Origin of the sequence: Pacificibacter marinus (assembly GCF_018860665.1) — a bacterium.
GTDB lineage: Bacteria > Pseudomonadota > Alphaproteobacteria > Rhodobacterales > Rhodobacteraceae > Celeribacter > Celeribacter marinus_A.
On record NZ_JAHKPK010000062.1, the window covers coordinates 86337 to 109488 of the forward strand.

Consider the following 23152-nt stretch of genomic DNA (forward strand, 5'->3'; position numbering starts at 1 on the left):
GTCTTTCTTTGTGATCACATTGATCCAATGATGATTCAAGCTCCAAAACCCAATGAAACCGCATCGTCGGCACATGATCGCGTCTACCGGACGTTGCGCACCCAAATTATGCACGGGGAAGTGCGCCCCGGAGAATCCATGACCCTGCGCGGGATTGGCAAAACCTTTGGGGTGTCTATGACGCCCGCGCGTGAAGCCGTGCGTCGCCTTGTGGCGGATGGCGGGCTGTCTTTGTCATCGTCGGGTCGCGTGAGTACACCCGAGCTGTCCAATGAACGCCTTGAAGAACTCGCCTCCATTCGCGCACTTATCGAACCTGAATTGGCTTCGCGGGCTTTGCCGCGGGCTCACTTGGCGTTGATTGACCGGCTGCAGGCGATCAATGCCTCAATCGCTGAATGCGCTGCAAAGCACGATGATGTCGGCTATATCCGCACCAATCTTGAATTCCATCGCACGCTTTATTTGCGTGCTCAAGCGCCTGCGATGTTGGCCATGACTGAAACCGTCTGGTTGCAACTGGGGCCGACCATGCGTGCTATGTATTCACGGCTTAATCGTACCGAGGTGCCCCATAATCATCGTCTTATCGTGGCCGCTTTGCGCGCTGGTGATGAACCTGGGCTGCGCCTGGCCTTGCGATCTGACGTGACGCAAGGATTGCGATTGCTCGCTGTCTGACGTGAGCGTCTTTGTTCAACGACTGTCATAAAAAATATAATGAGATCCCAATGGAAAATGCACGCTTTTTAGAAATGACTGAACTCATGACGCCGGAAATGGCGAATTTTTCTGGCAAGGTTCATGGGGGGGCTTTGTTGAAAATTCTCGACTTGGTTGCCTTTTCATGTGCCTCACGTTTTTCGGCCAAATATGCGGTGACCTTGTCTGTGGATCAGGTGGTGTTCAAGGAACCTATTCATGTGGGCGAATTGGTGCATTTTCGTGCGTCCGTAAATCATGTGGGGCGCTCATCGATGGAAATCGGTATGCGGGTCGAGGCGGAAAACATTCGCACCCGCAAAGTGCGCCACACCAACAGTTGTTACTTTACAATGATTGCGGTGAATGAAGATGGAAAACCGGTTGCAGCACCTCAGTTCCAACCGATGACAGAGCTGGACCGTCGTCGCTGGCACGCTGCTGAGTTGCGCAAGGAATTGCGCAAAGAGCACGCTGCGCGATTGCAAGAAATCTCAGAGATGAGCAAATAAAACACAGCTCTAAACGCAAAAAAGGCGCCGCTTGGGCGCCTTTTCATATTGTCATAAGTCGATTTTACGCGTGGATCGCGCCATCGCCCAAGGCCAGTGCGGCTTCGCGCACGGCTTCGGAATAGGTTGGGTGCGCGTGGCATGTCATCGCAACATCCTGCGCCGAGCCGCCGTATTCCATCGCAACGCAAATCTCATGAATCATGTCGCCAGCTGATGGTCCGATGATGGCAGCGCCCAGCAAGCGGTCAGTGTCCGCATCCGCAATAAGTTTCACGAAACCGTCGCCTTGGAACACAGCCTTCGCACGGGCGTTGCCCATGAATGAAAATTTGCCGACTTTGATCTTGCGACCTTCGGCTTTAAGCGCCGCTTCGGTTTTGCCAACAGTTGCGACCTCTGGCGATGTGTAGATCACGCCGGGGATGACGTCGTAGTTCACGTGGCCATGTTTGCCCGCGAGAACTTCTGCGACGGCCATGCCTTCGTCTTCAGCTTTGTGTGCCAGCATAGGTCCGACGATAGCGTCACCGATGGCATAGATGCCAGAAACGTTTGTGGCCCAATGTGCGTCGGTTTTCACCTGACCGCGCTCTGTGAATTCAACGCCAGCTTCCGCTAAGCCAAGACCATCTGTAAAGGCTTTGCGACCTGTGGCAACAAGAACGACATCTGCGTCAAGCACGTGCTCTGACTCGTCTTTCTTGAGTTTGTAAGACACTTTGGCTTTGGTTTTATTGGCTTCAACACCTTGAACAGCCGCGCCCATGATGAATTGCAGGCCTTGTTTTTCAAGCAATTTCTTAAACGTGCGCTGGACGTCTGCGTCCATGCCGGGGGTGATTGCGTCCATGTATTCCACAACGGTCACCTCGGTGCCAAGACGTGCGTAAACTGAGCCAAGCTCAAGCCCGATAACGCCCGCGCCGATCACTGTCATTTTCTTAGGCACTTTTGGCAATTCAAGCGCACCTGTGCTGTCGACCACAACGCCTGCGTCATTGTCGACGGTGATGCCAGGCAATGAGGACGGAACCGAGCCTGTCGCGACAACAATGTTTTTCGCCTCATGTACCTCGTCGCCGACTTTCACTTTGCCCGCCGCAGGGACAGAGGCCCAACCTTTGATCCAGTCGATTTTGTTCTTTTTGAACAAGAATTCGATGCCGCCAGTGTTTTGGCCAACAACGTCATCTTTATAGGCTTTCATCTGGTTCCAGTCGACCGATGGCGATTTGCCTTTGAGGCCCATCTTGGCAAAGTTGTGCTCTGCTTCGTGCAGATGATGCGTCGCGTTGAGCAGCGCTTTGGACGGGATACAGCCCACGTTAAGGCAAGTACCGCCAAGTGTCTCGCGGCCTTCAACCACGGCCGTTTTCAGACCGAGCTGCGCACAGCGGATTGCAGAAACATAGCCGCCAGGGCCAGCACCGATGATGATTACGTCGTAGGAAGCCATTATGGTTTCTCCTAGATAATGGGGAGCGCAAGTCTCAACCCATAAAGTTAGAAAAATGAGTTTAGAAAAGTCGGGCGGACCGAAGCCCGCCCGTCTGATTTTACAGATCCATCAACAAACGACGTGGATCTTCCAGCGCTTCTTTGACACGCACGAGGAAGGTCACGGCGCCTTTGCCGTCGACGATACGGTGATCGTAAGACAGGGCAAGGTACATCATCGGACGGATCACAACTTGGCCTTTGATCGCCATAGGACGGTCTTGGATTTTGTGCATTCCCAAGATGCCAGACTGTGGAGGGTTGAGGATCGGAGACGACATCAAGGAGCCGTAGACACCACCGTTGGAGATGGTGAACGTGCCGCCTTGCATTTCTGCCATGGACAATTTGCCGTCACGGGCGCGGGCGCCTTTTTCTGCGATCGCTTTTTCAATACCCGCGAAAGACATCTGATCGGCGTCACGGATCACAGGCACAACAAGACCTGTTGGCGTGCCTGCGGCGATGCCCATGTTGACGTAGTTTTTGTACACAATGTCTGTGCCGTCGATTTCGGCGTTGACCTCAGGCACTTCGTTCAAAGCGTGGATACAGGCTTTGGTGAAGAAGGACATAAAGCCCAATTTCACGCCATGCTTTTTCAAGAACAGGTCTTTGTACTCGTTGCGCAGCGCCATCACTTCGGTCATGTCGACTTCGTTGTAGGTGGTGAGCATCGCAGCGGTGTTTTGTGACTCTTTCAAACGGCGCGCAATTGTTTGGCGCAGTTTGGTCATTTTCACACGCTCTTCACGCGCTGCATCCGCAGGGGCAGAGGGCGCACGTGGTGCTGCTGCCGCAGGCGCAGGGGCTGCTTTGGGTGCTGACATGGCTTTGAGCACATCGTCTTTCATGATACGGCCATCTTTGCCGGTGCCGGAAACAGACGCTGGGTTTACACCGTTTTCAGCCATCAGTTTGTTGGCAGATGGTGCATTTTCAATGTCTTTGCCTGATGTTGCAGCAGCAGGAGCCGCAGCCGCAGGGGCAGGGGCAGAAGCGCCGGCACCAGAAGAAATCACAGCAAGTTTTGCAGTGGCATCAACGGTGTCGCCTTCGGCAGCCACGATTTCTGTCAAAACACCAGCCGCAGGAGAAGGCACTTCGACAGAGACTTTGTCGGTCTCAAGTTCACACAGCATTTCGTCTTGCGCGACGGTGTCGCCGACAGCTTTGAACCATGTGGCCACGGTGGCCTCGGTCACGGATTCGCCAAGTGTCGGTACCATAACATCAACAGACGATCCGCCAGCGGCGGGGGCTGTCGCAGCAGAGGCCGCAGCAGGGGCAGGCGCGGCAGCTTCGCCAGCGTTCAAGGTGGCCAGCAGGGCATCAACGCCAACTGTTTCGCCTTCTGCGGCTACGATTTCGCCGAGTGTGCCCGCCGCAGGGGAGGGCACTTCGACGGTGACTTTATCGGTTTCTAGTTCGCAAAGCATTTCATCGACGGCAACGGCGTCGCCTGGTTTTTTGAACCAAGTTGCTACGGTGGCCTCGGTGACGCTTTCGCCTAGGGTTGGGACGCGGACTTCAACAGACATTGGATTACCCTTTGATATTCAGCGCGTCGTTCACGAGCGCCAGTTGTTGTGCTTTGTGTTGGGATGCGAGACCAGTGGCTGGTGACGCGGAGGCGTTGCGACCGGCGTAAACCGGACGGGTATGTTTGGCTTTGATGCGGGTGAGAACCCATTCGATGTTTGGTTCAACGAATGTCCATCCACCTTGATTTTTTGGTTCTTCTTGACACCAAATGACTTCAGCACCTTTGAAACGTTCGAGTTCCTTGACCAAGGATAGAGCTGGGAAGGGGTAGAATTGCTCAAGGCGCAGGATGTAAGTGTCGTCTTTGCCAGCGGCATCGCGTGCTTCAAGAAGGTCGTAGTAGACCTTTCCGGAACAAATCACGACGCGTTTGATTTTGTCGTCGTCTTTAAGTGTGATGTCGGATTTACCTGTCCGGTGGCCTGCATCCGCATCATCCCATAGGACACGGTGGAAGGACGACCCATCGGTGAAATCAGCGGCGACAGAGGTTGCGAGTTTGTGGCGCAACAATGATTTCGGTGTCATCAAGACCAGTGGCTTGCGGAAAGACCGGTGGATTTGGCGACGCAGAATGTGGAAGTAGTTCGCTGGTGTCGTACAGTTGGCCACGATCCAGTTGTCTTGACCACACATTTGCAAGAAGCGCTCGAGACGGGCAGAGGAGTGCTCCGGTCCTTGACCTTCATAGCCGTGTGGCAACATCATAACGAGGCCAGACATGCGCAACCATTTGCTTTCACCAGACGAGATGAATTGGTCGAACATGATCTGCGCGCCGTTGGCGAAGTCGCCGAACTGGGCTTCCCACATAACCAATGAGTTTGGTTCTGCAAGCGAGTAGCCGTATTCGAACCCAAGAACCGCGTATTCAGACAACATGGAGTCGATGACTTCATATTGTGACTGACCCTCACGGATGTTGTTGAGCGGGTAGTAACGATCTTCGGTTTTTTGGTCGATCAAAGCTGAGTGGCGGTGTGAGAACGTGCCGCGTGTGGAATCTTGGCCTGCAAGACGCACAGGATAGCCTTCGGTCAAAAGCGATCCGAACGCCAAAGCTTCGCCAGTTGCCCAGTCAAAACCTTTGCCCTCTTCGAACATTTTGGCTTTGGCATCCAACTGACGCGTCACGGTCTTATGGATCGACAGGTGATCAGGTTTGGTCGTCAAGGCCTTGCCAACTTCTTGCATAGTCTGTGCAGAAATAGAGGTTTGCCCACGCTGGTATTCATCGCCTTCTTTGTTGATGTGCGACCAACGCCCATCCAACCAGTCAGCGCGGTTTGGTTTGAAGTTTTTGCCAGCTTCAAATTCATCATTTAGATGCGCTTGGAAGGCGGCTTTCATATCTTCGATCTCGCCCTCAGGGATGAGACCGTCTTTCACCAAACGCTCAGTGTAAAGCTGCAAGGTTGTTTTATGCTTTTTGATCGTTGTGTACATCGCCGGGTTGGTGAACATCGGCTCGTCGCCTTCGTTGTGACCAAAGCGGCGGTAGCAGAAAATGTCGATGACCACGTCTTTGTGGAACTTTTGGCGGAACTCGGTCGCCACTTTTGCCGCATGGACAACAGCTTCGGGGTCGTCGCCGTTCACGTGGAAAATTGGCGCCTCAACGACCAATGCATTGTCTGTTGGGTAGGGGCTGGAGCGTGAGAAATGCGGTGCAGTTGTGAAACCGATTTGGTTGTTCACAACGATGTGGATGGTACCGCCGGTTTTGTGCCCGCGCAGGCCTGATAGGCCGAAACATTCCGCGACAACGCCTTGGCCTGCAAATGCCGCATCGCCGTGCAGCAATACAGGGATCACAGATGTGCGCTCAGGATCGTTGTTCTGATCGGTTTTCGCGCGCACTTTACCAAGCACTACAGGGTTCACCGCTTCTAGGTGTGATGGGTTTGCTGTCAAAGACAGGTGCACAGAGTTGCCATCAAATTCGCGATCCGAGGACGCGCCGAGGTGGTATTTCACATCGCCAGAACCGTCCACGTCCTCAGGCTTGAACGAGCCGCCTTGGAATTCGTGGAAAATCGCGCGGTAAGGTTTGGACATCACGTTGGACAAAACAGACAGGCGGCCACGGTGCGGCATGCCGATGATGATCTCTTTAACGCCCAAGTTGCCGCCGCGTTTGATGATTTGCTCCATCGCGGGGATCAAGCTTTCGCCACCATCAAGGCCAAACCGTTTGGTGCCCATGTATTTGACGTGGAGGAATTTTTCGAACCCTTCAGCTTCGACCAGCTTGTTCAGAATAGCTTTGCGGCCTTCACGGGTGAACTGGATTTCTTTGCCGTAACCTTCGATCCGCTCTTTCAACCAACCCGCTTGTTCGGGGTCGGAAATATGCATGTATTGCATCGCGAAGGTGCCACAGTAAGTGCGCTTCACGATGTCGATGATCTGACGCATGGACGCCATTTGCAGCCCCAACACGTTATCGATGAAAATCGGGCGATCCATGTCAGCGTCAGTGAAGCCGTAAGATTTTGGATCAAGCTCGGGGTGTGGCGTATCGGCCTTCATCTTGAGCGGGTCAAGATCGGCAACCAAATGGCCGCGAATACGGTAGGCGCGGATGATCATCAGCGCGCGGATTGAATCCAGCACAGCACGTTTGACTTGCTCGTCAGAGACCTCGACGCCTTTTTCAACGGCTTTGGCTTTGATTTTTTTCTCTGCTGCCGCTGGTTCTGGCGCCCATTGGCCGTCCATGGCTGCGGTCAGATCATCGTTTGGCACAGGCGGCCAATCGGCGCGGCCCCATGAGGGACCAGCTGCTTCGGCCTGTGCATCCGCAGGCGCGTCGCCCAAGCTTTGGAAAAACTCTCCCCAAGCCGCGTCAACAGAAGACGGGTCGGTGGCGTAGCGGGCATACATCTGTTCGAGGTATTCCGCATTGTGGCCTTGCATAAAGGAAGACGCGTGGAAGATGTCGTTGTCGCTTTGGTCTGACATGAGGATGACCTTGGTTTGGGTGTCTGTGCGGTTTGGTTTCTGTGTCGTGTGATGCACATATTAACATGCGTATCGTTTTATAAAGCTGTGCCTGCGCCCTTAAAGTCAAAGGCGCAGGCGTTTTTTTAGCGCAAGGCCAGAAATTAGGCTTTGATCGCGGCCATAACAGCTTCGCCGAGTGTCGCAGGGCTATCCGCTACAACGATTCCAGCGGATTTCATGGCTTCGATTTTGCTTTCCGCATCACCTTTACCACCCGCAACAATCGCGCCAGCGTGGCCCATACGACGGCCGGGAGGGGCTGTGCGGCCAGCGATGAAGCCAGCTGTTGGTTTCCAACGACCTTTTTTGCGCTGCTCGGCAAGGAATTCTGCGGCTTCTTCTTCTGCGGAGCCGCCGATTTCACCGATCATGATGATGCTTTGTGTTTCGTCATCGTCCAAGAACATGTCGAGGATGTCGATGTGCTCAGACCCTTTGATGGGGTCGCCGCCGATGCCCACAGCTGTGGATTGGCCAAGGCCCAGATCAGATGTCTGTTTCACAGCTTCATATGTGAGTGTGCCGGAACGGGACACAACGCCCACAGACCCACGGTTGTGGATGTGGCCTGGCATGATGCCGATTTTACACGCATCAGGTGTGATAACGCCTGGGCAGTTTGGTCCGATGAGACGAGATTTGGACCCTTCCAAAGCGCGTTTCACTTTCATCATGTCCAAAACAGGGATGCCCTCAGTGATACAGATGATCAATTCCATCTCAGCGTCGATCGCCTCAAGGATTGAATCAGCGGCAAAGGGAGGAGGCACGTAGATCACGGAAGCGTTTGCTTCTGTCACGTGGCGTGCTTCGTGAACGGAGTTGAACACAGGCAGGTCAAGGTGGGTCATGCCGCCTTTGCCAGGTGTCACGCCGCCAACCATTTTGGTGCCGTATGCAATCGCTTGCTCTGAGTGGAATGTGCCTTGTGAGCCTGTGAGGCCCTGACAGATCACGCGGGTATTTTCGTCTACGAGAATGGCCATGGTATTATCCTTTCACCGCTTTAACGATTTTCTGCGCGCCGTCTTTCAGGTCGTCAGCAGCAATCACGTTCAAACCGGAGTTTTTGATGATGTCTTTGCCAAGCTCAACGTTCGTGCCCTCAAGGCGCACAACAAGTGGAACCTGCAAGCCAACTTCTTTCACAGCCGCGATCACGCCTTCTGCGATGACATCACAACGCATGATACCGCCGAAGATGTTGACCAAGATGCCTTTGACGTTTGGATCAGAGGTGATGATTTTGAAAGCTTCTGTCACTTTCTCTTTCGTCGCGCCGCCACCAACATCAAGGAAGTTGGCAGGCTCTGCGCCGTACAACTTGATGATGTCCATAGTGGCCATCGCAAGACCAGCACCGTTCACCATGCAACCGATTTCGCCGTCGAGAGCGATGTAGTTGAGGTCGTGCTTGGATGCTGCGAGTTCTTTTGGATCTTCTTCAGTCTCATCACGCAATTCAGCCACGTCTGGGTGGCGGTACATTGCGTTGCCGTCGAAGGACACTTTCGCGTCGAGCACTTTAAGATCAAGTGATTTCTCAAGAACGATCAGCGGGTTGATTTCGAGCATCTCCATGTCTTTCTCTGTGAAAGCACGGTAGAGGTTGCCCATCAATTTGACACATTGTTTGACCTGCGCGCCCTCGAGGCCCAAAGCGAACGCGACACGGCGGCCGTGGAATGCTTGGTAACCAGACGCTGGGTCTACAGAGAATGACAAGATTTTCTCAGGTGTGTTGGCTGCAACTTCTTCGATGTCCATGCCACCCTCAGTCGAGCACACGAAAGACACGCGAGATGTTTGACGATCAACGAGCAAAGCCAAGTAGAGCTCTTTTTCGATGTCTGAGCCATCTTCGATGTAGATGCGGTTGACTTGTTTGCCAACAGGGCCTGTTTGGTGCGTGACCAAAGTCTGACCCAGCATTTTTTGAGCTTGCTCGGCAGCTTCTTCAACGGAGAACGCCAAACGCACGCCGCCTTTTTCGCCAGCTTCCGCTTCAACGAATTTACCTTTGCCGCGTCCACCTGCGTGGATTTGTGCTTTGACGACCCAAAGTGGTCCGTCTAGTTCACCCGCTGCTGCTTTTGCATCGGCCGCATTCAAAACAGCCCGACCATCAGAAACTGGTGCGCCGTATGTGCGAAGCAATGCTTTCGCCTGATACTCATGAATATTCATGAACGTGTCCCATCCTAAGTTTTATTCTCTCAAGACATGACACACACCATATGGGTTAAGGAACAGTTTTTTCCCGATAGAAGAGTGATAAGCGGTTTTTTGAGTGTTTTGTGATCACACGCTTGAATGGTGTGATCACAAATATCCAATTGATCCGAATCTATCCTTGAATTTCTTTGCGTGCTTGGCGGATTCGCTGCAATGACTTGCGAATTTTCCAATTTTTCTGTTCGGCAAGCAAACTTAATGCGGTGCGTTCGGCCAAGTCAAAATGCCCGCGGTCCATCGCGTCTTGCAACAGTTTCAGTTGATACATTGGAACAGACTTGCGGGCGCGAATGGCTTTATAAAACTCTTGAGGGGTCAATCTGCCCTCTAGCGCGGGTTCAAATATGGCTTTGAGCAAGCCCAAGCGACGCATGACAGGCGGGATTTTATGCGTAAAGTGCGGGCAGCGTAATCCGATAGTGTTGGGGCCGCGCAAACGTGCGAAATGCTGGGCATCGATTGATTCATACGGATCGTAAAACAGATAGGCCTTAGCGGCTGTCGCCAAGCCAATGGCGGCATCTTGATAGGGGGCTTCGCGATCATTCCACAGCTCGATGCGGCGCGCATATCGATACCGCGTTTCAAAAGGGGCCAAGCGTTGTGCCAATGACGACTGTGGTGCTGTTGCGACCACTGTTGCATTCGGCGCCAATCCCGCAAAGACGCAAGCGCCAAAACCGCCTGATGAGGCACCGTAGAGCGAGACCGCTGGATAGCTTTTGAACAAGCCGTCGTCGCGCAACATTTCGAGTGCGGCATGTAGATCGGGTTGTTGGTAAAATCCGTTGCGTTTGTTCATGACGCCAAGACAGCCCCACCCCCGCTTTGCGATTAACCCATAGGCCCAAGGCAATCTTGGTTCTGTTTGGTCCTCGCTGATCGACGCATGGTTGTCAAAGCTGACGACCAGACGGTCCTTTCCGGGGATATACACCAAAATTTGGTCTTTCAGCTCGACAAAAAAGCCACCTTGCTTTTCTTTGGCCAAAGCCTGCGCTTTGATGTCATCGAAAACGCCTAAATTGGTGACGATTGGCATAAGTATAATTCCTCAACGCATTGGCTTTTTGCCTAAAATCAGACGACCAATTTGGTTAAAATTTACGATCTTGATGAGGGGAAATAAAGGTCTTTATGGCCGCTTGATAAGATTGGTTTACGCATGCGCGCCGTTGGCACAAAAAAAGCCCGCACATAACGCGCGGGCTTGTATCGTTTTAAAATGTCGACATCTTATGCCAAAGAGGGATCGATTTCTTTACAAGCTGCTACGAGGCCTTTGACCGCGTCGACAGATTTGTCGAACATGACTTGCTCTTCTTTAGACATTTTGATGTCGATGACGCGCTCGATACCGCCAGCGCCGATCACTGTTGGTACGCCAACGTAGAAACCGTCGAGACCAAATTGACCGTCGCAGTAAGCTGCACATGGCAAAACGCGTTTTTGGTCTTTCAGGTAGCTTTCCGCCATTTCAATCGCAGATGTTGCTGGTGCGTAGAACGCGGATCCAGTCTTCAACAGGCCAACGATTTCAGCACCGCCATCACGAGTGCGCTGAACGATTGCGTCCAGTTTCTCTTGTGTGGTCCAGCCCATTTCTACGAGGTCAGGGAGCGGGATGCCGCCAACTGTGGAGTAACGCACAGATGGAACCATTGTGTCGCCGTGACCACCAAGAACGAACGCTGTGACGTCTTTCATGGAGACGTTGAATTCTTCTGCCAAGAAGTGACGGAAGCGTGCGGAGTCAAGAACACCTGCCATGCCGACAACTTTTTCAGTTGGCAGGCCTGAGAATTCTTGCAAAGCCCAAACCATTGCGTCGAGCGGGTTTGTGATACAAATAACGAATGCGTTTGGCGCGTGGGCTTTGATGCCTTCGCCAACAGCTTTCATCACTTTGAGGTTGATACCCAAAAGGTCATCGCGGGACATGCCCGGCTTGCGTGCAACACCAGCCGTGACGATACAAACGTCTGCGCCTGCAATGTCAGCGTAGTCTGAGGTGCCGCTCATGGCAGCGTCGAAACCCTCGGATGGGCCTGCTTCTGCGATGTCGAGCGCTTTGCCTTTGGCGGCGCCATCATTGAGGTCGAGCAACACGACGTCGCCGAGTTCTTTGAGGGCTGCAAGGTGCGCAAGTGTGCCACCAATTTGGCCTGCGCCGATAAGGGCAATCTTTGGTCTAGCCATGGAATGTGTCTCCGGACAGTTGGTAAGATTGGCCGCATGGGTAATCATTTGTGTGCCGTCGCGCAAGTGCGCTGCAGTGCAGAGCTATGGGTGTTTTTACTGGTCACGCCGCTTTCATGGCCCTAACGTGCCACAAAATCAAAACAAACAGGCCCAAAACATTATGCATCTGGATTTATATTTTTTCGCGTTTGCAATACCCGCAGTCGTGTTTGCAGGTATGTCAAAAGGTGGGTTTGGGTCCGTGGCCTCCTTTGCCGCGACGCCGTTTTTGGCACTGATTCTAACACCTGGCCAAGCCATAGGACTGATGCTGCCCTTGCTGATCGTCATGGATGTTACTGCAATCAAAGTGTATTGGCGTAAGTGGGATTGGCCGATTGCACGGACTTTGATCCTTGGTGCTGTGCCCGGCATTTTGCTTGGCGGGGCGTTATTTGGATTTGCAAATCCTGACGTCTTTCGATTTTTGATTGGGATTGTTGCGATTGGGTTCGTGATCTACCAGTTGGCAAAATCCCGAGGCTTGGTTCCGACACCTAAAGTCAAAATGGGCGCGCGTGGCGGGATATTTTGGGGGGGTGTTGCAGGTTTTACCAGTTTTATCAGTCATGCCGGTGGTCCACCTGCTACGGTGTATTTATTGTCGCAAAAACTTGAGAAAACCACATTTCAAGCCACAAGTGTGCTCGTCTTTTGGGCAATAAATGCACTTAAATTCATTCCTTATTTCGCCTTAGGCATTTTTTCACCAGAGACGTTCAAAGCGGATTTTCTTTTGATCCCCGCAGCTATTGCAGGTGTGTTCATAGGGGCATATTTGCACAAAAATATCTCTGAAAAGTTATTCTTTGGAATAACTTATGTTTTTTTGGTGGTGACTGGTGCAAAGCTTATGTTTGACGCCCTGCTCTAAGCGTGCGCCGCGCGAGATGAGCTTGCGCGGCCAAGGTTCCAACATCATCGTTTGCTGAAGCTGTCGTGTCGTTACGAAGATCAAACGCCTGATCTGAGGGCGCTGTGGAAAAGACGCGTGCTGCCCGAGATATGCTATTTGTGCCATTATGCTGGGTTATGAGCCATCAAAAGGCTGTTATTATCGAGGCCTCTTGATGCGTAGATTTTGATGCGCAACGCTTTTGCTTTTTTTGGGGGAGAGAGAAACGGTTATTCTGCGCTGCGGAAATTTAGGGCTTGCGTAATGGTTCCATTTAATGCCTTCTTGCGCAACAATATTGCGCAACGGAGGAATCAATGGCCGAAGCAGCCCATACATCAGCACGCCCATATCGTTCGGCACTTTATATCCCTGCAGACAAAGAACGCGCATTGGAGAAAGCCAAGGGGCTTGCTTGTGATGCAATTCTATTCGATCTCGAAGACGCCGTAGCGCCGAGTGAAAAAAAGGCTGCTCGTCAGATATTAAAGGCGGCCCTCGCAGGGGGCGGTTATGGCGTGCGTGCCAAAATCGTGCGGGTGAACGGGTTTGATACCATTTGGGGCCGTGATGACGTCGCAGCCTTTGTTGGCGCAGATATTGACGGAATTTTGCTGCCAAAGGTGGAAAGCGCCGCCATGGTCGAGGCACTGGCACAGGCGATTCCAGATGTGCCGATTTGGGCGATGATGGAAACACCGCTAGGCATGTTGAATGCCGCAGAAATTGCCGCACATCCACGGTTGGCTGGGTTTGTTATGGGCACAAATGATCTGGCAAAAGAGCTGAACGCACGCTTTAGGGCCGACCGATTACCGATGATGGGCGGGCTGCATTTGGCACTTTTGGCTGCCAAGGCTTACGGCCTTGTGGTGTTGGATGGTGTGTACAACGCCTTTAAAGACGACGATGGGCTGACATTTGAATGCAATCAGGGCCGCGATATGGGATTTGATGGCAAAACCTTGATCCACCCTGCGCAACTGGCCGTGGCCAATGCTGCCTTTGCGCCAAGTGCCGAAGAGATCGATTTGGCCGAACGCCAGATCGCAGCATTCGAAGCATCTGAGGCAAAAGGCGAAGGGATTGCGGTTGTGGATGGTAAGATCGTGGAAAATCTTCATATTGTGACGGCGCGGGCCACGTTAGATAAGGCGCGTGCGATCACAGCAATGGAGTAAGCCATGATCCTTATAATTCTCGGTGTGCTGCTATGGAGCGGCGCGCATTTATTCAACAGATTTGCGCCTGATGCACGGGCAAAACTAGGCAGTAAGGGCAGAGGCATTGTGGCAGTTCTTTCGATCCTTGCCATTGTCTTGATGGTCGTCGGATATCGCAGTGCTGATGGGCCTGTGTTTTGGGGGCGGACTGCGGCGCTGGTTGGCGTTAATAATCTGTTGATGCTTTTGGCTATCTACCTTTTTGCTTCAAGCGGCGCGAAAACATGGATCACGTCTAAAATTAAAAACCCGCAATTAACAGCTGTGAAAGTCTGGGCGCTAGCGCATCTGTTGGTGAATGGCGCGCTGGAAGACATTGTGTTGTTCGGTGGCATGATGGCTTGGGCGGTAGTGACCGTGATCGTGCTGAAGCGCAGCGGTGTGGTGCCTGCGCCTTATGTGCCTGTTGCTGCCAAAAAAGAAATCACCGCTGCTGCAATGACCGTTGTTGTCACTGTTGTTGTGATGGGGATTCATGCGGCGCTTGGCGTGACACCTTGGGGCTAAGGAGCTGATTATGAAAGCTTATCGACTTTTGACGGCCGACGACACCTCTGAGTTTTGTCACAAGGTGACTGAGGCATTGAGTAAGGGATGGGATCTCTACGGAGATCCCGCCTATGCCTATGATGCGGCGAACGGAACAATGCGGTGTGCCCAAGCCGTGACCAAAGATGCCGAGGGAGACTATTCCCGCGACGTCAAACTGGGGGCCCTTTAACCGAGGGGCCTCGCATGCGGAGCTTGTACAGATGAAGACCAATTCGGGACGTTTCTTTGAGGATTACGCGGTAGGCCAAGTGATCGAACACGCCGTGCCGCGCACTTTGTCTGGGGGGGAGCGGGCGCTTTATCACGCGCTTTATCCCGCACGTCACGCATTGTATTCATCTGACGAGTTCGCAGAAAGTTGTGGCTTGATGGCCGCGCCGATGGACGATTTGATCGCCTTTCATACGGTATTTGGTAAAACGGTCCCAGATATCTCGCTTAACGCTGTGGCCAACTTGGGCTATGCCGAAGGGCGGTTTTTGAAACCTGTTTTTGCTGGCGATACCCTGCGGTCTGTGTCCGAAGTGATTGGTGTTAAACAAAACTCGAACGGCAAATCAGGTGTCGTTTGGGTGCGTACCAAAGGCCTTAATCAGCATGGTGAGACCGTGTTGGAATTCGTACGCTGGGTCATGCTGCGTAAGCGCAACCTTGATGCCCCTGCGCCCGAGACGGTTATCCCGCAACTGAGCAGCGTTGTTGACCCAAGTTTGCTTGCATTACCTCAGGGGCTTGACTTTCTGCGTTATGGTTTTGGTCTCGCGGGCGAAGAGCATCGTTTTGCAGATTATGAGATCGGCGAAAAGATCGATCATGTGGATGGCGTGACGATTGAAGACGCCGAGCACATGATGGCGACGCGGCTTTGGCAGAACACCGCGAAGGTACATTTCGATGCGACCAACCGCGCCGATGGCAAGCGTCTTATATATGGGGGGCATGTGATTTCCATTGCGCGGGCCCTGTCATTCAACGGTTTGGCAAATGCGCAGATGATTGTGGCGATCAATGGCGGGTCTCATGCCAACCCCTGTTTTGCGGGCGATACGGTACGGGCGTGGTCCGAAGTGTTGGATAAGGCCGAAACGCGCGCCCCAGGTGTTGGTGCTGTACGATTGCGTTTGGTTGCTGTCAAAGATGGTGCGCCTGAGTTTGCCCTGAAAGATGAAGTGGGGAAATACCACGAAGGCGTTCTTTTGGATCTTGATTATTGGGCACTTATGCCGTTGTGATGAATCAAAGTGGGGTGGAATGTCGCTTCACTTTGCAGGATTCCATTTGCTTTTTTGAGTGCGAGGCCATCTAAAACCAACAATAATAGTCGGAAAATTTGTGACCGCATTTTGTGATCACGACAAAATATTTGTGATCACATAGGTGAGAAATCTGACTTTTTTGCCCGAAATAGGGCGAATTTTATACTGAGTTAGCGCTGACAAAGGATGACTCTGTCCTAGAATTTGGTACAACGATCCGGAAACGTCGCAGCATCATTCGTAAAAGGAAAACGCCATGGCTGATGTGAACCGAGGCAATCGCCCTCTGTCGCCCTTTATGATCGGGCCATATTATCGCCCGCAGATGACTTCAATTTCGTCCATTATGGTCCGCATCACGGGCATTGCGTTGCTCGGAGCGGCGCTATTGGTTGTGTGGTGGCTTTTGGCTGCTGCAACATCTTCATCATACTATGATGTGGTCAACGGTTTGCTGACCTGCTGGTTTGGCGATCTGATTATGTTCGCAGCAACTTGGGCGCTTTGGTTTCATGTGCTTGGCATGGTGAGACACGCGATTTGGGACTTTGGATACTGCATCGAAGTTGCGATTTCCGAAAAAATGGGTTGGGGCATGTTTATCGGTGCTTCCATCCTGACCGTCATCACAGCGATTGTGGTATAAGGAGAGCCCATAATGTCATTTATCACTGATCGTAAACGCGCTGTAGGTCTTGGCGCTGGTGGCCATGGGGCCGATCACCACTGGCAACGTATGGTTGCCTCTATCTGCTTGGCTATTCTTGTTCCGCTTTTTGTTTTTACATTCGGCTGCGCGCTGGGTGGTACATATGGTGATGTCACCGCGTATTACAGCCGCCCGTTTCCTGCGATTGTTGCAGGGCTGACATTGATTGTTGGCATCCCACATCTCATGCGCGAAGCAAATGTCGCCGTGGAAGATTACGTCGGCGGAACCAAACGCCAACTCACAATGATTGCTGTGAGCGCGTTTTCCTACACGCTTCTGGCCACTGGCCTTTTCGCCCTCGTCAAACTCGCGCTGTAAGGAGCACACCCCATGGCAGCAGCTTATGAATATGAAACACACGACTACGACGTCGTTGTGATCGGCGCTGGTGGCGCTGGCTTGCGTGCGACCCTCGGCATGGCCGAGCAAGGTCTGCGCACCGCTTGTGTGACCAAAGTTTTCCCAACCCGTTCGCACACTGTTGCCGCACAAGGTGGTATCGCCGCCTCTTTGGGCAACATGGGTCCAGACAGCTGGCAGTGGCATATGTATGACACCGTCAAAGGGTCTGACTGGCTCGGTGATACAGACGCTATGGAATACCTCGCCCGTGAAGCGCCCAAAGCGGTTTACGAGCTTGAGCATTACGGCGTGCCATTCTCGCGCACAGAAGAGGGCAAAATCTATCAGCGTCCATTCGGTGGTCACACCACTGAATTTGGCGAAGGCCCGCCCGTTCAGCGCACCTGTGCGGCCGCTGACCGTACCGGTCACGCGATTTTGCACACGCTTTACGGACAATCTTTGAAGAACAACGCTGAGTTCTACATCGAATACTTTGCTATCGACCTCATCATGTCTGAAGACGGTCAATGTCAGGGTGTTGTATGCTGGAAGCTCGACGACGGCACCATGCACATCTTTAACGCTAAGATGGTTGTTTTGGCGACAGGCGGCTACGGCCGCGCTTACTTCTCAGCCACATCTGCGCATACCTGTACAGGTGATGGCGGCGGTATGGTCGCTCGTGCTGGCTTGGCTTTGCAGGATATGGAATTCGTGCAGTTCCATCCAACGGGTATCTACGGCTCTGGCTGTTTGATCACTGAAGGCGCGCGCGGCGAAGGCGGCTATCTGACCAACTCCGAAGGCGAACGCTTTATGGAGCGTTATGCGCCAACCTATAAAGACCTTGCCCCACGCGATTACGTGTCACGGTCTATGACCATGGAAATCCGCGAAGGTCGTGGTGTTGGCGAAGAGGGCGATCACATCCACCTCAACCTGTCACACTTGCCACCTGAAGCGCTTGCTGAACGTCTGCCTGGTATTTCTGAATCCGCGAAAATTTTTGCGGGCGTGGATGTTACTAAGGAACCGATCCCTGTTTTGCCAACGGTGCATTACAACATGGGCGGCATTCCAACCAACTATTGGGGCGAAGTGCTTAACCCAACCGCAAAAGATCAAAACGCTGTTGTGCCAGGTCTTATGGCTGTGGGCGAAGCGGGTTGTGCCTCTGTTCACGGTGCGAACCGTTTGGGGTCTAACTCTTTGATCGATCTCGTGGTCTTTGGCCGCGCTGCTGCGATCAGAGCGGGCAAAACCGTTGACGCGGATGCACCAAATCCAGTGCTCAACCAAGCCTCTATCGACAAAGCCTTTGACCGTTTCGACGGTCTGCGCAATGCGAATGGTGCTATCAAGACTGCTGAATTGCGCCTTGAGATGCAAAAAACCATGCAAGCCGACGCGGCTGTGTTCCGCACAGACAAGACGCTGAAAGAGGGCGTCGAAAAGATGACTGCTATTGCGGGCAAAATGGGTGATTTACAAGTCACCGATCGTAGCCTTGTGTGGAACTCTGACTTGATGGAAACGCTGGAACTTGCCAACTTGATGCCAAACGCGATGGCGACCATCGTCGGTGCGGAAGCGCGCAAAGAATCTCGGGGTGCGCATGCCCATGAGGATTACCCCAAGCGTGACGATAAAGACTGGCGCGTGCATACAGTCGCGCATGTTGATGGCAATAAGGTTGAACTGTCGCACCGTGAAGTGGTCAAAGCACCTTTGTCCACCGAAGCAGACGGTGGGATCAGCCTCGAGACCATCGCACCAAAAGCGCGGACATTCTAATGCTGCGGGCTGTTGGTCTTATCACACTCACCTTTGCGCTCAGTGGATGTTTGTCCACTGACGCCTTGGTGGAAGCTTCCGCTCAATCGGCAGCCAAAAGCGTCATCAAGTCTGTGATTGCAGACAAATTGCCTGGCGTTGATGTCGATGACGCGGTGGACTGTGTGGTGGACAATGCCACAACAGACCAAATCGTTGATATTGCCAAAGCGGCCGTGACTGGCATTGATGACAGCACAGTCAGCACTGTTACATCGATTGCGACGCAGCCAGATACAATCTCGTGCATCGCGCAATCGGAACTGAGCAGCTTGCTCGGATAGGAGAGATTTATGGTACAACTAACTCTGCCGAAGAACTCAAAGATCACCACTGGTAAAACTTGGCCAAAGCCCGAGGGCGCGACCAATGTACGCAAGTTCCAGATCTACCGTTACAATCCAGACGCGGGCAAGAACCCAAGCGTGGACACATATTTTGTCGATATGGACAAATGTGGTCCGATGGTTTTGGACGCGCTGATCAAGATCAAAAACGAAATCGATGCAACACTCACATTCCGCCGGTCTTGCCGTGAAGGCATCTGTGGCTCATGTGCGATGAATATCGACGGCATCAACACTCTGGCCTGTATTTACGGCATGGATGAGATCAAAGCGGATGTGAAAATCTATCCTTTGCCACATATGCCAGTGGTCAAAGACTTGATCCCAGATCTGACGCATTTCTACGCGCAGCATGCCTCGATCATGCCTTGGCTCGAGACCAAAACCAACAAGCCAGCCAAAGAATGGCGTCAATCCATCGACGACCGCAAAAAGCTTGATGGCCTTTATGAATGTGTGATGTGTGCCTGTTGTTCCACATCTTGCCCATCTTACTGGTGGAATGGTGATAAATACCTCGGGCCAGCAGCGCTTTTGCATGCTTACCGTTGGATCATCGACAGCCGTGACGAGGCAACAGGCGAGCGCTTGGACGACTTGGAAGATCCGTTCAAACTCTACCGTTGCCACACCATCATGAACTGTTCCAAGACTTGTCCAAAGGGTTTGAACCCAGCGAAAGCCATCGCGTCTATCAAAGGTATGATGATCGAGCGGACCCACTAGAGCGGTTAAAATACATAGATTTTGAGAAGCCCTGCATATTGCGGGGCTTTTTTTATGCGTGCCCTTTGTATGTCTAGCAATATATTCCGTACCTTGACCCCAAGGGGCTGCACGGACATTGTGCCGGAAATAATTGGTGAGGACTGGTATGCGCGACTCTATAGGAATTCGATTTTTGATTGTGGGTCTATTGACCCTTTTGATGTTTATCCCTTTGTTTTTCGTTTCGGAAATTGTGCAAAGCCGTAAATATTATTCCGAAGATACCCTGCGCGACGTCGGGCGCGAATGGGGCGGTGAACAAGTGATCTCGGGGCCCGTGTTGGTTGTGCCTGTTGAAGAAACGGTTGATCAAACGTCTTCTGAACAAGTCGTCGATCCGATCACAAATGAAGTGAAGATGGATGAAAATGGCCAAGCCATTTTCAAGCAAGTCACGCGCCGTGTAACGGTGAAACGCGATCCTATTTATGTCTATCCAAATGCCTTTGATGTGAAAATTGCGACTCAAACCCAAGTGCGGCACCGCGGAATTTTCAATGTGCCAGTGTACCAAGCTGACATGACCGTTGCCTTTGATTTCCCAACCGATTTGATCGTGGATATGGCTGTGAACGAAGAAGTCATTCTATGGGATGACGCCGCGATGGTGGTCGATATTTCCAACAATGCCGCATTGCGGGGGGTGGCTGTGCTGACCATTGATGGCAGCGCATACCCCCTTGAACCCATTGCCTCGTCAGAGCGCCGTGCGGGGATCACAGCGGACATTGGTGACCCTCGCGAGGGGACATCCTATGATTTGCACCTTGGTCTCAATGGCGCGCAATCGTTGATGATCGCACCCGTCGGGCGTCAAACATCGGTCGCGGTGACTTCCGATTGGGCCAGTCCGAGTTTCAGCGGGGCATTTTTGCCAGATGGCTCTGACATTTCTGATGCAGGATTCTCGGCACGTTGGACCATTCCACATCTCGCACGTACCTTGCCGCAATTGTCTCGTGATAACTATACAAGCACGCTGCGACGCGACATGGCCTTTGGGGTTGAATTTATAGAACCCAATGATTTTTATCAAAAATCCTACCGCGCCGCCAAATACGCGATCCTGTTTATTGCGTTGACGTTTTTGACGGTATTGCTGATTGAAAAAGGCACCAAACGCCCCGCGCATCCGGTGCAATATTTGCTCATTGGTTTGGCGCAATCCATTTTTGTGTTATTGATGGTGGCCTATTCCGAGCAGTTTGGTTTTGCTATTGCCTATGCTATTTCCGCTGGTGCGACGATTGTCTTGCTGACCTTCTTTGGGCATTTCGGATTGAACCTTGGCAAGCGCACTGCTGTTTTGGCGTTGATGCTTTTGGTGCTTTACGGCGTGCTGTATCTGATTTTGCAATCCGAAGATTTCGCATTGTTGGCCGGTGCGACACTCGCCTTTGTAGCCTTGGCTGCGACGATGTACTTTACACGAAACGAAGATTGGTACGGGCCTGAGGGCAAAGGTATGTTTGCCAAAAAAGTCAAAGTGCCAGCCCCTGAAAGTATCGAAGCAAAAGCTGCCCGAACGGCGGCTGCGAAGGCGGCTGAGGCGCAAAACTAGTCCCGCCTTCCAAAAAATAGAGTTAGAGCCGCCAAGCGATTGGCGGCTCTTTGCGTTTGACCAAAGCATTCAGCAAAAACGTTCAACGCCCACAGTTTGATTGTCAGCATAACGCGCACCGTGTGCCCAACCGACAGGCATGATCTGTTCGATCTGGGCAAGGTCTTCATTGGTTAGGCTCAATGTCGCGGCTGATAACCAATCTTGCAGATGCTCTTTTGTGCGCGTCCCTGGAATGGGGATCACCATGTCGCCAGCCTTCATCGTCCATGCGAGCGCGAGAGCCGTGACACTGATGTTTTTCGTCTCTGCAAAAGCACGTAAAGCGCGCACATGTTTCATATTGGCGGAAAAATTGGGTTCTATGAAGCGTGGGTTCACACGCCTGAAATCATGGGCCTCAAAGGTGCTGGGCGTCAAATCAACCGAGCTGATGACACCGCGTCCAACCGGTGAAAAGGGCACGAAGGCCACGCCAAGTTCAGCACAGGTTTGTAGCACACCCAGTTCGGGTTCACGCGACCAAAGCGAATATTCGCTTTGAACCGCGCGTACAGGCATCACAGCATGGGCGCGACGAATGGTTGTGGGGGCCACTTCGGACAATCCCCAGCCGCCAATCAGGCCTTCTTCAATGAGCTTGCCCATACTTTCGGCAACTTCTTCGATTGGGCGTTCTTGTTCGCGGCGGTGGATGTAGAACAGCTCGACGTGATCACGGTTCAGGCGCGTCAAAGATGCCTCAAGTTCACTGCGCAAGTAGCCTGTTTCATTGTTGATGCTGCGCGGCGGGCCCGGCACGATGGAGGCTTTTGTCGCCAAAGTGATGTTCCGCTTGGCGCCGACCTCTTTGAAATAACGGCCTATAATGGTCTCAGAACGGCCCATGCCGTAAATATTGGCTGTGTCCCAAAAGTCGATGCCCGCCTCATCGACGGCTGCCAGTGTTTCCATGCTGACCTCGTCATCCGCCGGTCCAAAGAACCCTGCAAAGCTCATCGCTCCAAACCCAAGTGCGCTGACCTCAGGGCCTGTGTTGCCCAGTTTGCGTTTTGGCATTGTCATTGGAAAATCCTTATTGCGACTGAAAAAGGTCGCCCAATGGACGACCTCGATATTTTAGATGATGTAATCGCGAAGCCAAGCGACAGTTATGCAAAGGCGGCTTGCAGTGCGATTTCAACCATGTCGCCGAACGAGCTTTCGCGCTCAGATGAGGGCAAGGCTTCATGTGTGATCAGATGATCCGAGACCGTCAAAACAGCCAAAGCGCGCACGCTGTGGCGCGCGGCCAGATTGTACAGTTCGGCGGCTTCCATTTCGACGCCTAAGATCCCGTGGCGGATCATGATGTCATTCAAATCAGGGCGTTCGTCATAGAACACATCCGACGAATAGATATTGCCAACATGTGTCGTCGTGCCTTTGGCGCGCGCCGCTGCCACGGCTTTCTCTAGCAGGTCATAATCGGCGCAAGGGGCGAAATTGATTTCTTTGAAGATACCGCGTGATGGCGTTGACAGCGTAGACGCGGTCATGGCGATGATCACGTCACGGATGTTCACCGCCTCTTGCATGGCGCCACAGGATCCGATGCGGATCAGTGTTTTCGCACCATATTCTGTGATGAGCTCGTTGGCATAAATCGACAAGGACGCCATGCCCATGCCGGACCCGTGAATGGTCACGGGATTGCCTTTATAGGTGCCCGTGAACCCGAACATGCCGCGCACTTCGTTGACCAGTTTCGGATTGTCCAAGAACGTCTCGGCAGCCCATTTGGCGCGATAAGGATCGCCGGGCAGCAAAACGGTTTCGGCGATGTCGCCTTTGGCAGCGGAAATATGTGGAGTTGGCATCAAAGCACCCTTTGTCTGGAGATGTGTTGAGTATAGCTTTGAAATGTCTATGCGCTAGGG

22 protein-coding genes are annotated in these 23152 nt (G+C 52.6%); 13 read left to right on the forward strand and 9 right to left on the reverse strand.

The annotated features are described in order from the left end of the window. Nucleotides 1-27: 27 nt before the first annotated feature. Nucleotides 28-681, forward strand: coding sequence for a GntR family transcriptional regulator (locus tag KO497_RS17400; protein ID WP_436799300.1), 654 nt, complete (start codon nucleotides 28-30; stop codon nucleotides 679-681). A 50-nt stretch (nucleotides 682-731) separates the two neighbouring features. Further along, nucleotides 732-1214, forward strand: coding sequence for an acyl-CoA thioesterase (locus KO497_RS17405; RefSeq protein ID WP_252729771.1), 483 nt, complete (start codon nucleotides 732-734; stop codon nucleotides 1212-1214). Nucleotides 1215-1278: 64 nt separating this feature from the next. Here KO497_RS17405 and lpdA read toward each other — a convergent pair whose 3' ends face one another. The 7 genes from lpdA to mdh form a co-directional block, all read right to left on the reverse strand. Continuing rightward, nucleotides 1279-2673 carry a dihydrolipoyl dehydrogenase gene (gene lpdA, locus KO497_RS17410; RefSeq protein WP_215945228.1) on the reverse strand — a complete coding sequence of 465 codons (1395 nt, stop codon included), beginning with the start codon at nucleotides 2671-2673 and terminating at the stop codon, nucleotides 1279-1281. A gap of 100 nt (nucleotides 2674-2773) precedes the next feature. Then, nucleotides 2774-4255, reverse strand: coding sequence for a 2-oxoglutarate dehydrogenase complex dihydrolipoyllysine-residue succinyltransferase (gene odhB / locus KO497_RS17415; protein WP_215945229.1), 1482 nt, complete (start codon nucleotides 4253-4255; stop codon nucleotides 2774-2776). Between the two features lie 4 nt (nucleotides 4256-4259). Continuing rightward, complete coding sequence (locus KO497_RS17420) at nucleotides 4260-7223, reverse strand: 2-oxoglutarate dehydrogenase E1 component (protein ID WP_215945230.1); 2964 nt, start codon at nucleotides 7221-7223, stop codon at nucleotides 4260-4262. A 143-nt stretch (nucleotides 7224-7366) separates the two neighbouring features. After that, nucleotides 7367-8251, reverse strand: a complete 885-nt coding sequence (gene sucD, locus KO497_RS17425; protein ID WP_215945231.1) for a succinate--CoA ligase subunit alpha — start codon at nucleotides 8249-8251, stop codon at nucleotides 7367-7369. Between the two features lie 4 nt (nucleotides 8252-8255). Then, the gene (gene sucC / locus KO497_RS17430) at nucleotides 8256-9452 is read right to left on the reverse strand and encodes an ADP-forming succinate--CoA ligase subunit beta (protein WP_215945232.1); all 1197 of its coding nucleotides are present in this window, start codon (nucleotides 9450-9452) and stop codon (nucleotides 8256-8258) included. Nucleotides 9453-9612: 160 nt separating this feature from the next. Further along, nucleotides 9613-10542, reverse strand: a complete 930-nt coding sequence (locus KO497_RS17435; RefSeq protein ID WP_215945233.1) for a hypothetical protein — start codon at nucleotides 10540-10542, stop codon at nucleotides 9613-9615. A gap of 194 nt (nucleotides 10543-10736) precedes the next feature. Further along, on the reverse strand, nucleotides 10737-11699 hold the full coding sequence (gene mdh / locus KO497_RS17440; protein WP_215945234.1) for a malate dehydrogenase: 963 nt from the start codon (nucleotides 11697-11699) through the stop codon (nucleotides 10737-10739). A gap of 163 nt (nucleotides 11700-11862) precedes the next feature. Between mdh and KO497_RS17445 the strand changes: the two genes are divergently transcribed. The 11 genes from KO497_RS17445 (at nucleotide 11863) to creD (ending at nucleotide 21233) form a co-directional block, all read left to right on the forward strand. Further along, nucleotides 11863-12615, forward strand: coding sequence for a sulfite exporter TauE/SafE family protein (locus KO497_RS17445; RefSeq protein ID WP_215945235.1), 753 nt, complete (start codon nucleotides 11863-11865; stop codon nucleotides 12613-12615). A gap of 338 nt (nucleotides 12616-12953) precedes the next feature. Next, on the forward strand, nucleotides 12954-13817 hold the full coding sequence (locus KO497_RS17450) for an HpcH/HpaI aldolase/citrate lyase family protein (protein ID WP_215945236.1): 864 nt from the start codon (nucleotides 12954-12956) through the stop codon (nucleotides 13815-13817). Nucleotides 13818-13820: 3 nt separating this feature from the next. Then, on the forward strand, nucleotides 13821-14366 hold the full coding sequence (locus KO497_RS17455) for an NnrU family protein (protein WP_215945237.1): 546 nt from the start codon (nucleotides 13821-13823) through the stop codon (nucleotides 14364-14366). 10 nt (nucleotides 14367-14376) lie between these two features. Then, the gene (locus KO497_RS17460; RefSeq protein WP_215945238.1) at nucleotides 14377-14580 is read left to right on the forward strand and encodes a DUF1737 domain-containing protein; all 204 of its coding nucleotides are present in this window, start codon (nucleotides 14377-14379) and stop codon (nucleotides 14578-14580) included. A 31-nt stretch (nucleotides 14581-14611) separates the two neighbouring features. Further along, nucleotides 14612-15643: a MaoC family dehydratase gene (locus KO497_RS17465; protein ID WP_215945239.1), complete on the forward strand. Its 1032-nt coding sequence runs from the start codon at nucleotides 14612-14614 to the stop codon at nucleotides 15641-15643. A 280-nt stretch (nucleotides 15644-15923) separates the two neighbouring features. Then, a complete protein-coding gene (gene sdhC, locus KO497_RS17470) occupies nucleotides 15924-16313 on the forward strand; it encodes a succinate dehydrogenase, cytochrome b556 subunit (RefSeq protein ID WP_215945240.1) in 390 nt (129 codons plus the stop codon). A gap of 12 nt (nucleotides 16314-16325) precedes the next feature. Further along, nucleotides 16326-16697 (forward strand): succinate dehydrogenase, hydrophobic membrane anchor protein, encoded by a 372-nt coding sequence (locus KO497_RS17475; RefSeq protein ID WP_215945241.1) that lies wholly within the window; start codon nucleotides 16326-16328, stop codon nucleotides 16695-16697. A 12-nt stretch (nucleotides 16698-16709) separates the two neighbouring features. After that, nucleotides 16710-18518 (forward strand): succinate dehydrogenase flavoprotein subunit, encoded by a 1809-nt coding sequence (gene sdhA, locus KO497_RS17480; RefSeq protein ID WP_215945242.1) that lies wholly within the window; start codon nucleotides 16710-16712, stop codon nucleotides 18516-18518. After that, entirely contained in the window at nucleotides 18518-18841 is a 324-nt protein-coding gene (locus tag KO497_RS17485) for a hypothetical protein (RefSeq protein ID WP_215945243.1), read from the forward strand. The genes sdhA and KO497_RS17485 overlap by 1 nt, the downstream gene beginning before the upstream one ends. A gap of 9 nt (nucleotides 18842-18850) precedes the next feature. Next, complete coding sequence (locus tag KO497_RS17490) at nucleotides 18851-19630, forward strand: succinate dehydrogenase iron-sulfur subunit (protein WP_215945244.1); 780 nt, start codon at nucleotides 18851-18853, stop codon at nucleotides 19628-19630. 148 nt (nucleotides 19631-19778) lie between these two features. Beyond that, the gene (gene creD, locus KO497_RS17495) at nucleotides 19779-21233 is read left to right on the forward strand and encodes a cell envelope integrity protein CreD (RefSeq protein WP_215945245.1); all 1455 of its coding nucleotides are present in this window, start codon (nucleotides 19779-19781) and stop codon (nucleotides 21231-21233) included. Nucleotides 21234-21302: 69 nt separating this feature from the next. Here the strand turns inward: creD and KO497_RS17500 are convergent, their stop codons facing one another. Next, complete coding sequence (locus KO497_RS17500) at nucleotides 21303-22298, reverse strand: aldo/keto reductase (protein WP_354668132.1); 996 nt, start codon at nucleotides 22296-22298, stop codon at nucleotides 21303-21305. Between the two features lie 86 nt (nucleotides 22299-22384). After that, on the reverse strand, nucleotides 22385-23092 hold the full coding sequence (deoD, locus tag KO497_RS17505; RefSeq protein ID WP_215945246.1) for a purine-nucleoside phosphorylase: 708 nt from the start codon (nucleotides 23090-23092) through the stop codon (nucleotides 22385-22387). Nucleotides 23093-23152 lie beyond the last annotated feature (60 nt).

Coding starts and splice junctions, on each gene's coding strand:
- KO497_RS17450 (WP_215945236.1), top strand. CDS start 12,954: ATGGCCGAAGCAGCCCATACATCAGCACGCCCATATCGTTCGGCACTT.
- KO497_RS17455 (WP_215945237.1), top strand. CDS start 13,821: ATGATCCTTATAATTCTCGGTGTGCTGCTATGGAGCGGCGCGCATTTA.
- KO497_RS17500 (WP_354668132.1), bottom strand. CDS start 22,298: ATGACAATGCCAAAACGCAAACTGGGCAACACAGGCCCTGAGGTCAGC.
- odhB (WP_215945229.1), bottom strand. CDS start 4,255: ATGTCTGTTGAAGTCCGCGTCCCAACCCTAGGCGAAAGCGTCACCGAG.
- creD (WP_215945245.1), top strand. CDS start 19,779: ATGCGCGACTCTATAGGAATTCGATTTTTGATTGTGGGTCTATTGACC.
- KO497_RS17435 (WP_215945233.1), bottom strand. CDS start 10,542: ATGCCAATCGTCACCAATTTAGGCGTTTTCGATGACATCAAAGCGCAG.
- deoD (WP_215945246.1), bottom strand. CDS start 23,092: ATGCCAACTCCACATATTTCCGCTGCCAAAGGCGACATCGCCGAAACC.
- mdh (WP_215945234.1), bottom strand. CDS start 11,699: ATGGCTAGACCAAAGATTGCCCTTATCGGCGCAGGCCAAATTGGTGGC.
- sucD (WP_215945231.1), bottom strand. CDS start 8,251: ATGGCCATTCTCGTAGACGAAAATACCCGCGTGATCTGTCAGGGCCTC.
- KO497_RS17465 (WP_215945239.1), top strand. CDS start 14,612: ATGAAGACCAATTCGGGACGTTTCTTTGAGGATTACGCGGTAGGCCAA.
- KO497_RS17420 (WP_215945230.1), bottom strand. CDS start 7,223: ATGTCAGACCAAAGCGACAACGACATCTTCCACGCGTCTTCCTTTATG.
- lpdA (WP_215945228.1), bottom strand. CDS start 2,673: ATGGCTTCCTACGACGTAATCATCATCGGTGCTGGCCCTGGCGGCTAT.
- KO497_RS17485 (WP_215945243.1), top strand. CDS start 18,518: ATGCTGCGGGCTGTTGGTCTTATCACACTCACCTTTGCGCTCAGTGGA.
- KO497_RS17445 (WP_215945235.1), top strand. CDS start 11,863: ATGCATCTGGATTTATATTTTTTCGCGTTTGCAATACCCGCAGTCGTG.
- KO497_RS17460 (WP_215945238.1), top strand. CDS start 14,377: ATGAAAGCTTATCGACTTTTGACGGCCGACGACACCTCTGAGTTTTGT.
- KO497_RS17475 (WP_215945241.1), top strand. CDS start 16,326: ATGTCATTTATCACTGATCGTAAACGCGCTGTAGGTCTTGGCGCTGGT.
- KO497_RS17405 (WP_252729771.1), top strand. CDS start 732: ATGGAAAATGCACGCTTTTTAGAAATGACTGAACTCATGACGCCGGAA.
- KO497_RS17400 (WP_436799300.1), top strand. CDS start 28: ATGATGATTCAAGCTCCAAAACCCAATGAAACCGCATCGTCGGCACAT.
- KO497_RS17490 (WP_215945244.1), top strand. CDS start 18,851: ATGGTACAACTAACTCTGCCGAAGAACTCAAAGATCACCACTGGTAAA.
- sucC (WP_215945232.1), bottom strand. CDS start 9,452: ATGAATATTCATGAGTATCAGGCGAAAGCATTGCTTCGCACATACGGC.
- sdhC (WP_215945240.1), top strand. CDS start 15,924: ATGGCTGATGTGAACCGAGGCAATCGCCCTCTGTCGCCCTTTATGATC.
- sdhA (WP_215945242.1), top strand. CDS start 16,710: ATGGCAGCAGCTTATGAATATGAAACACACGACTACGACGTCGTTGTG.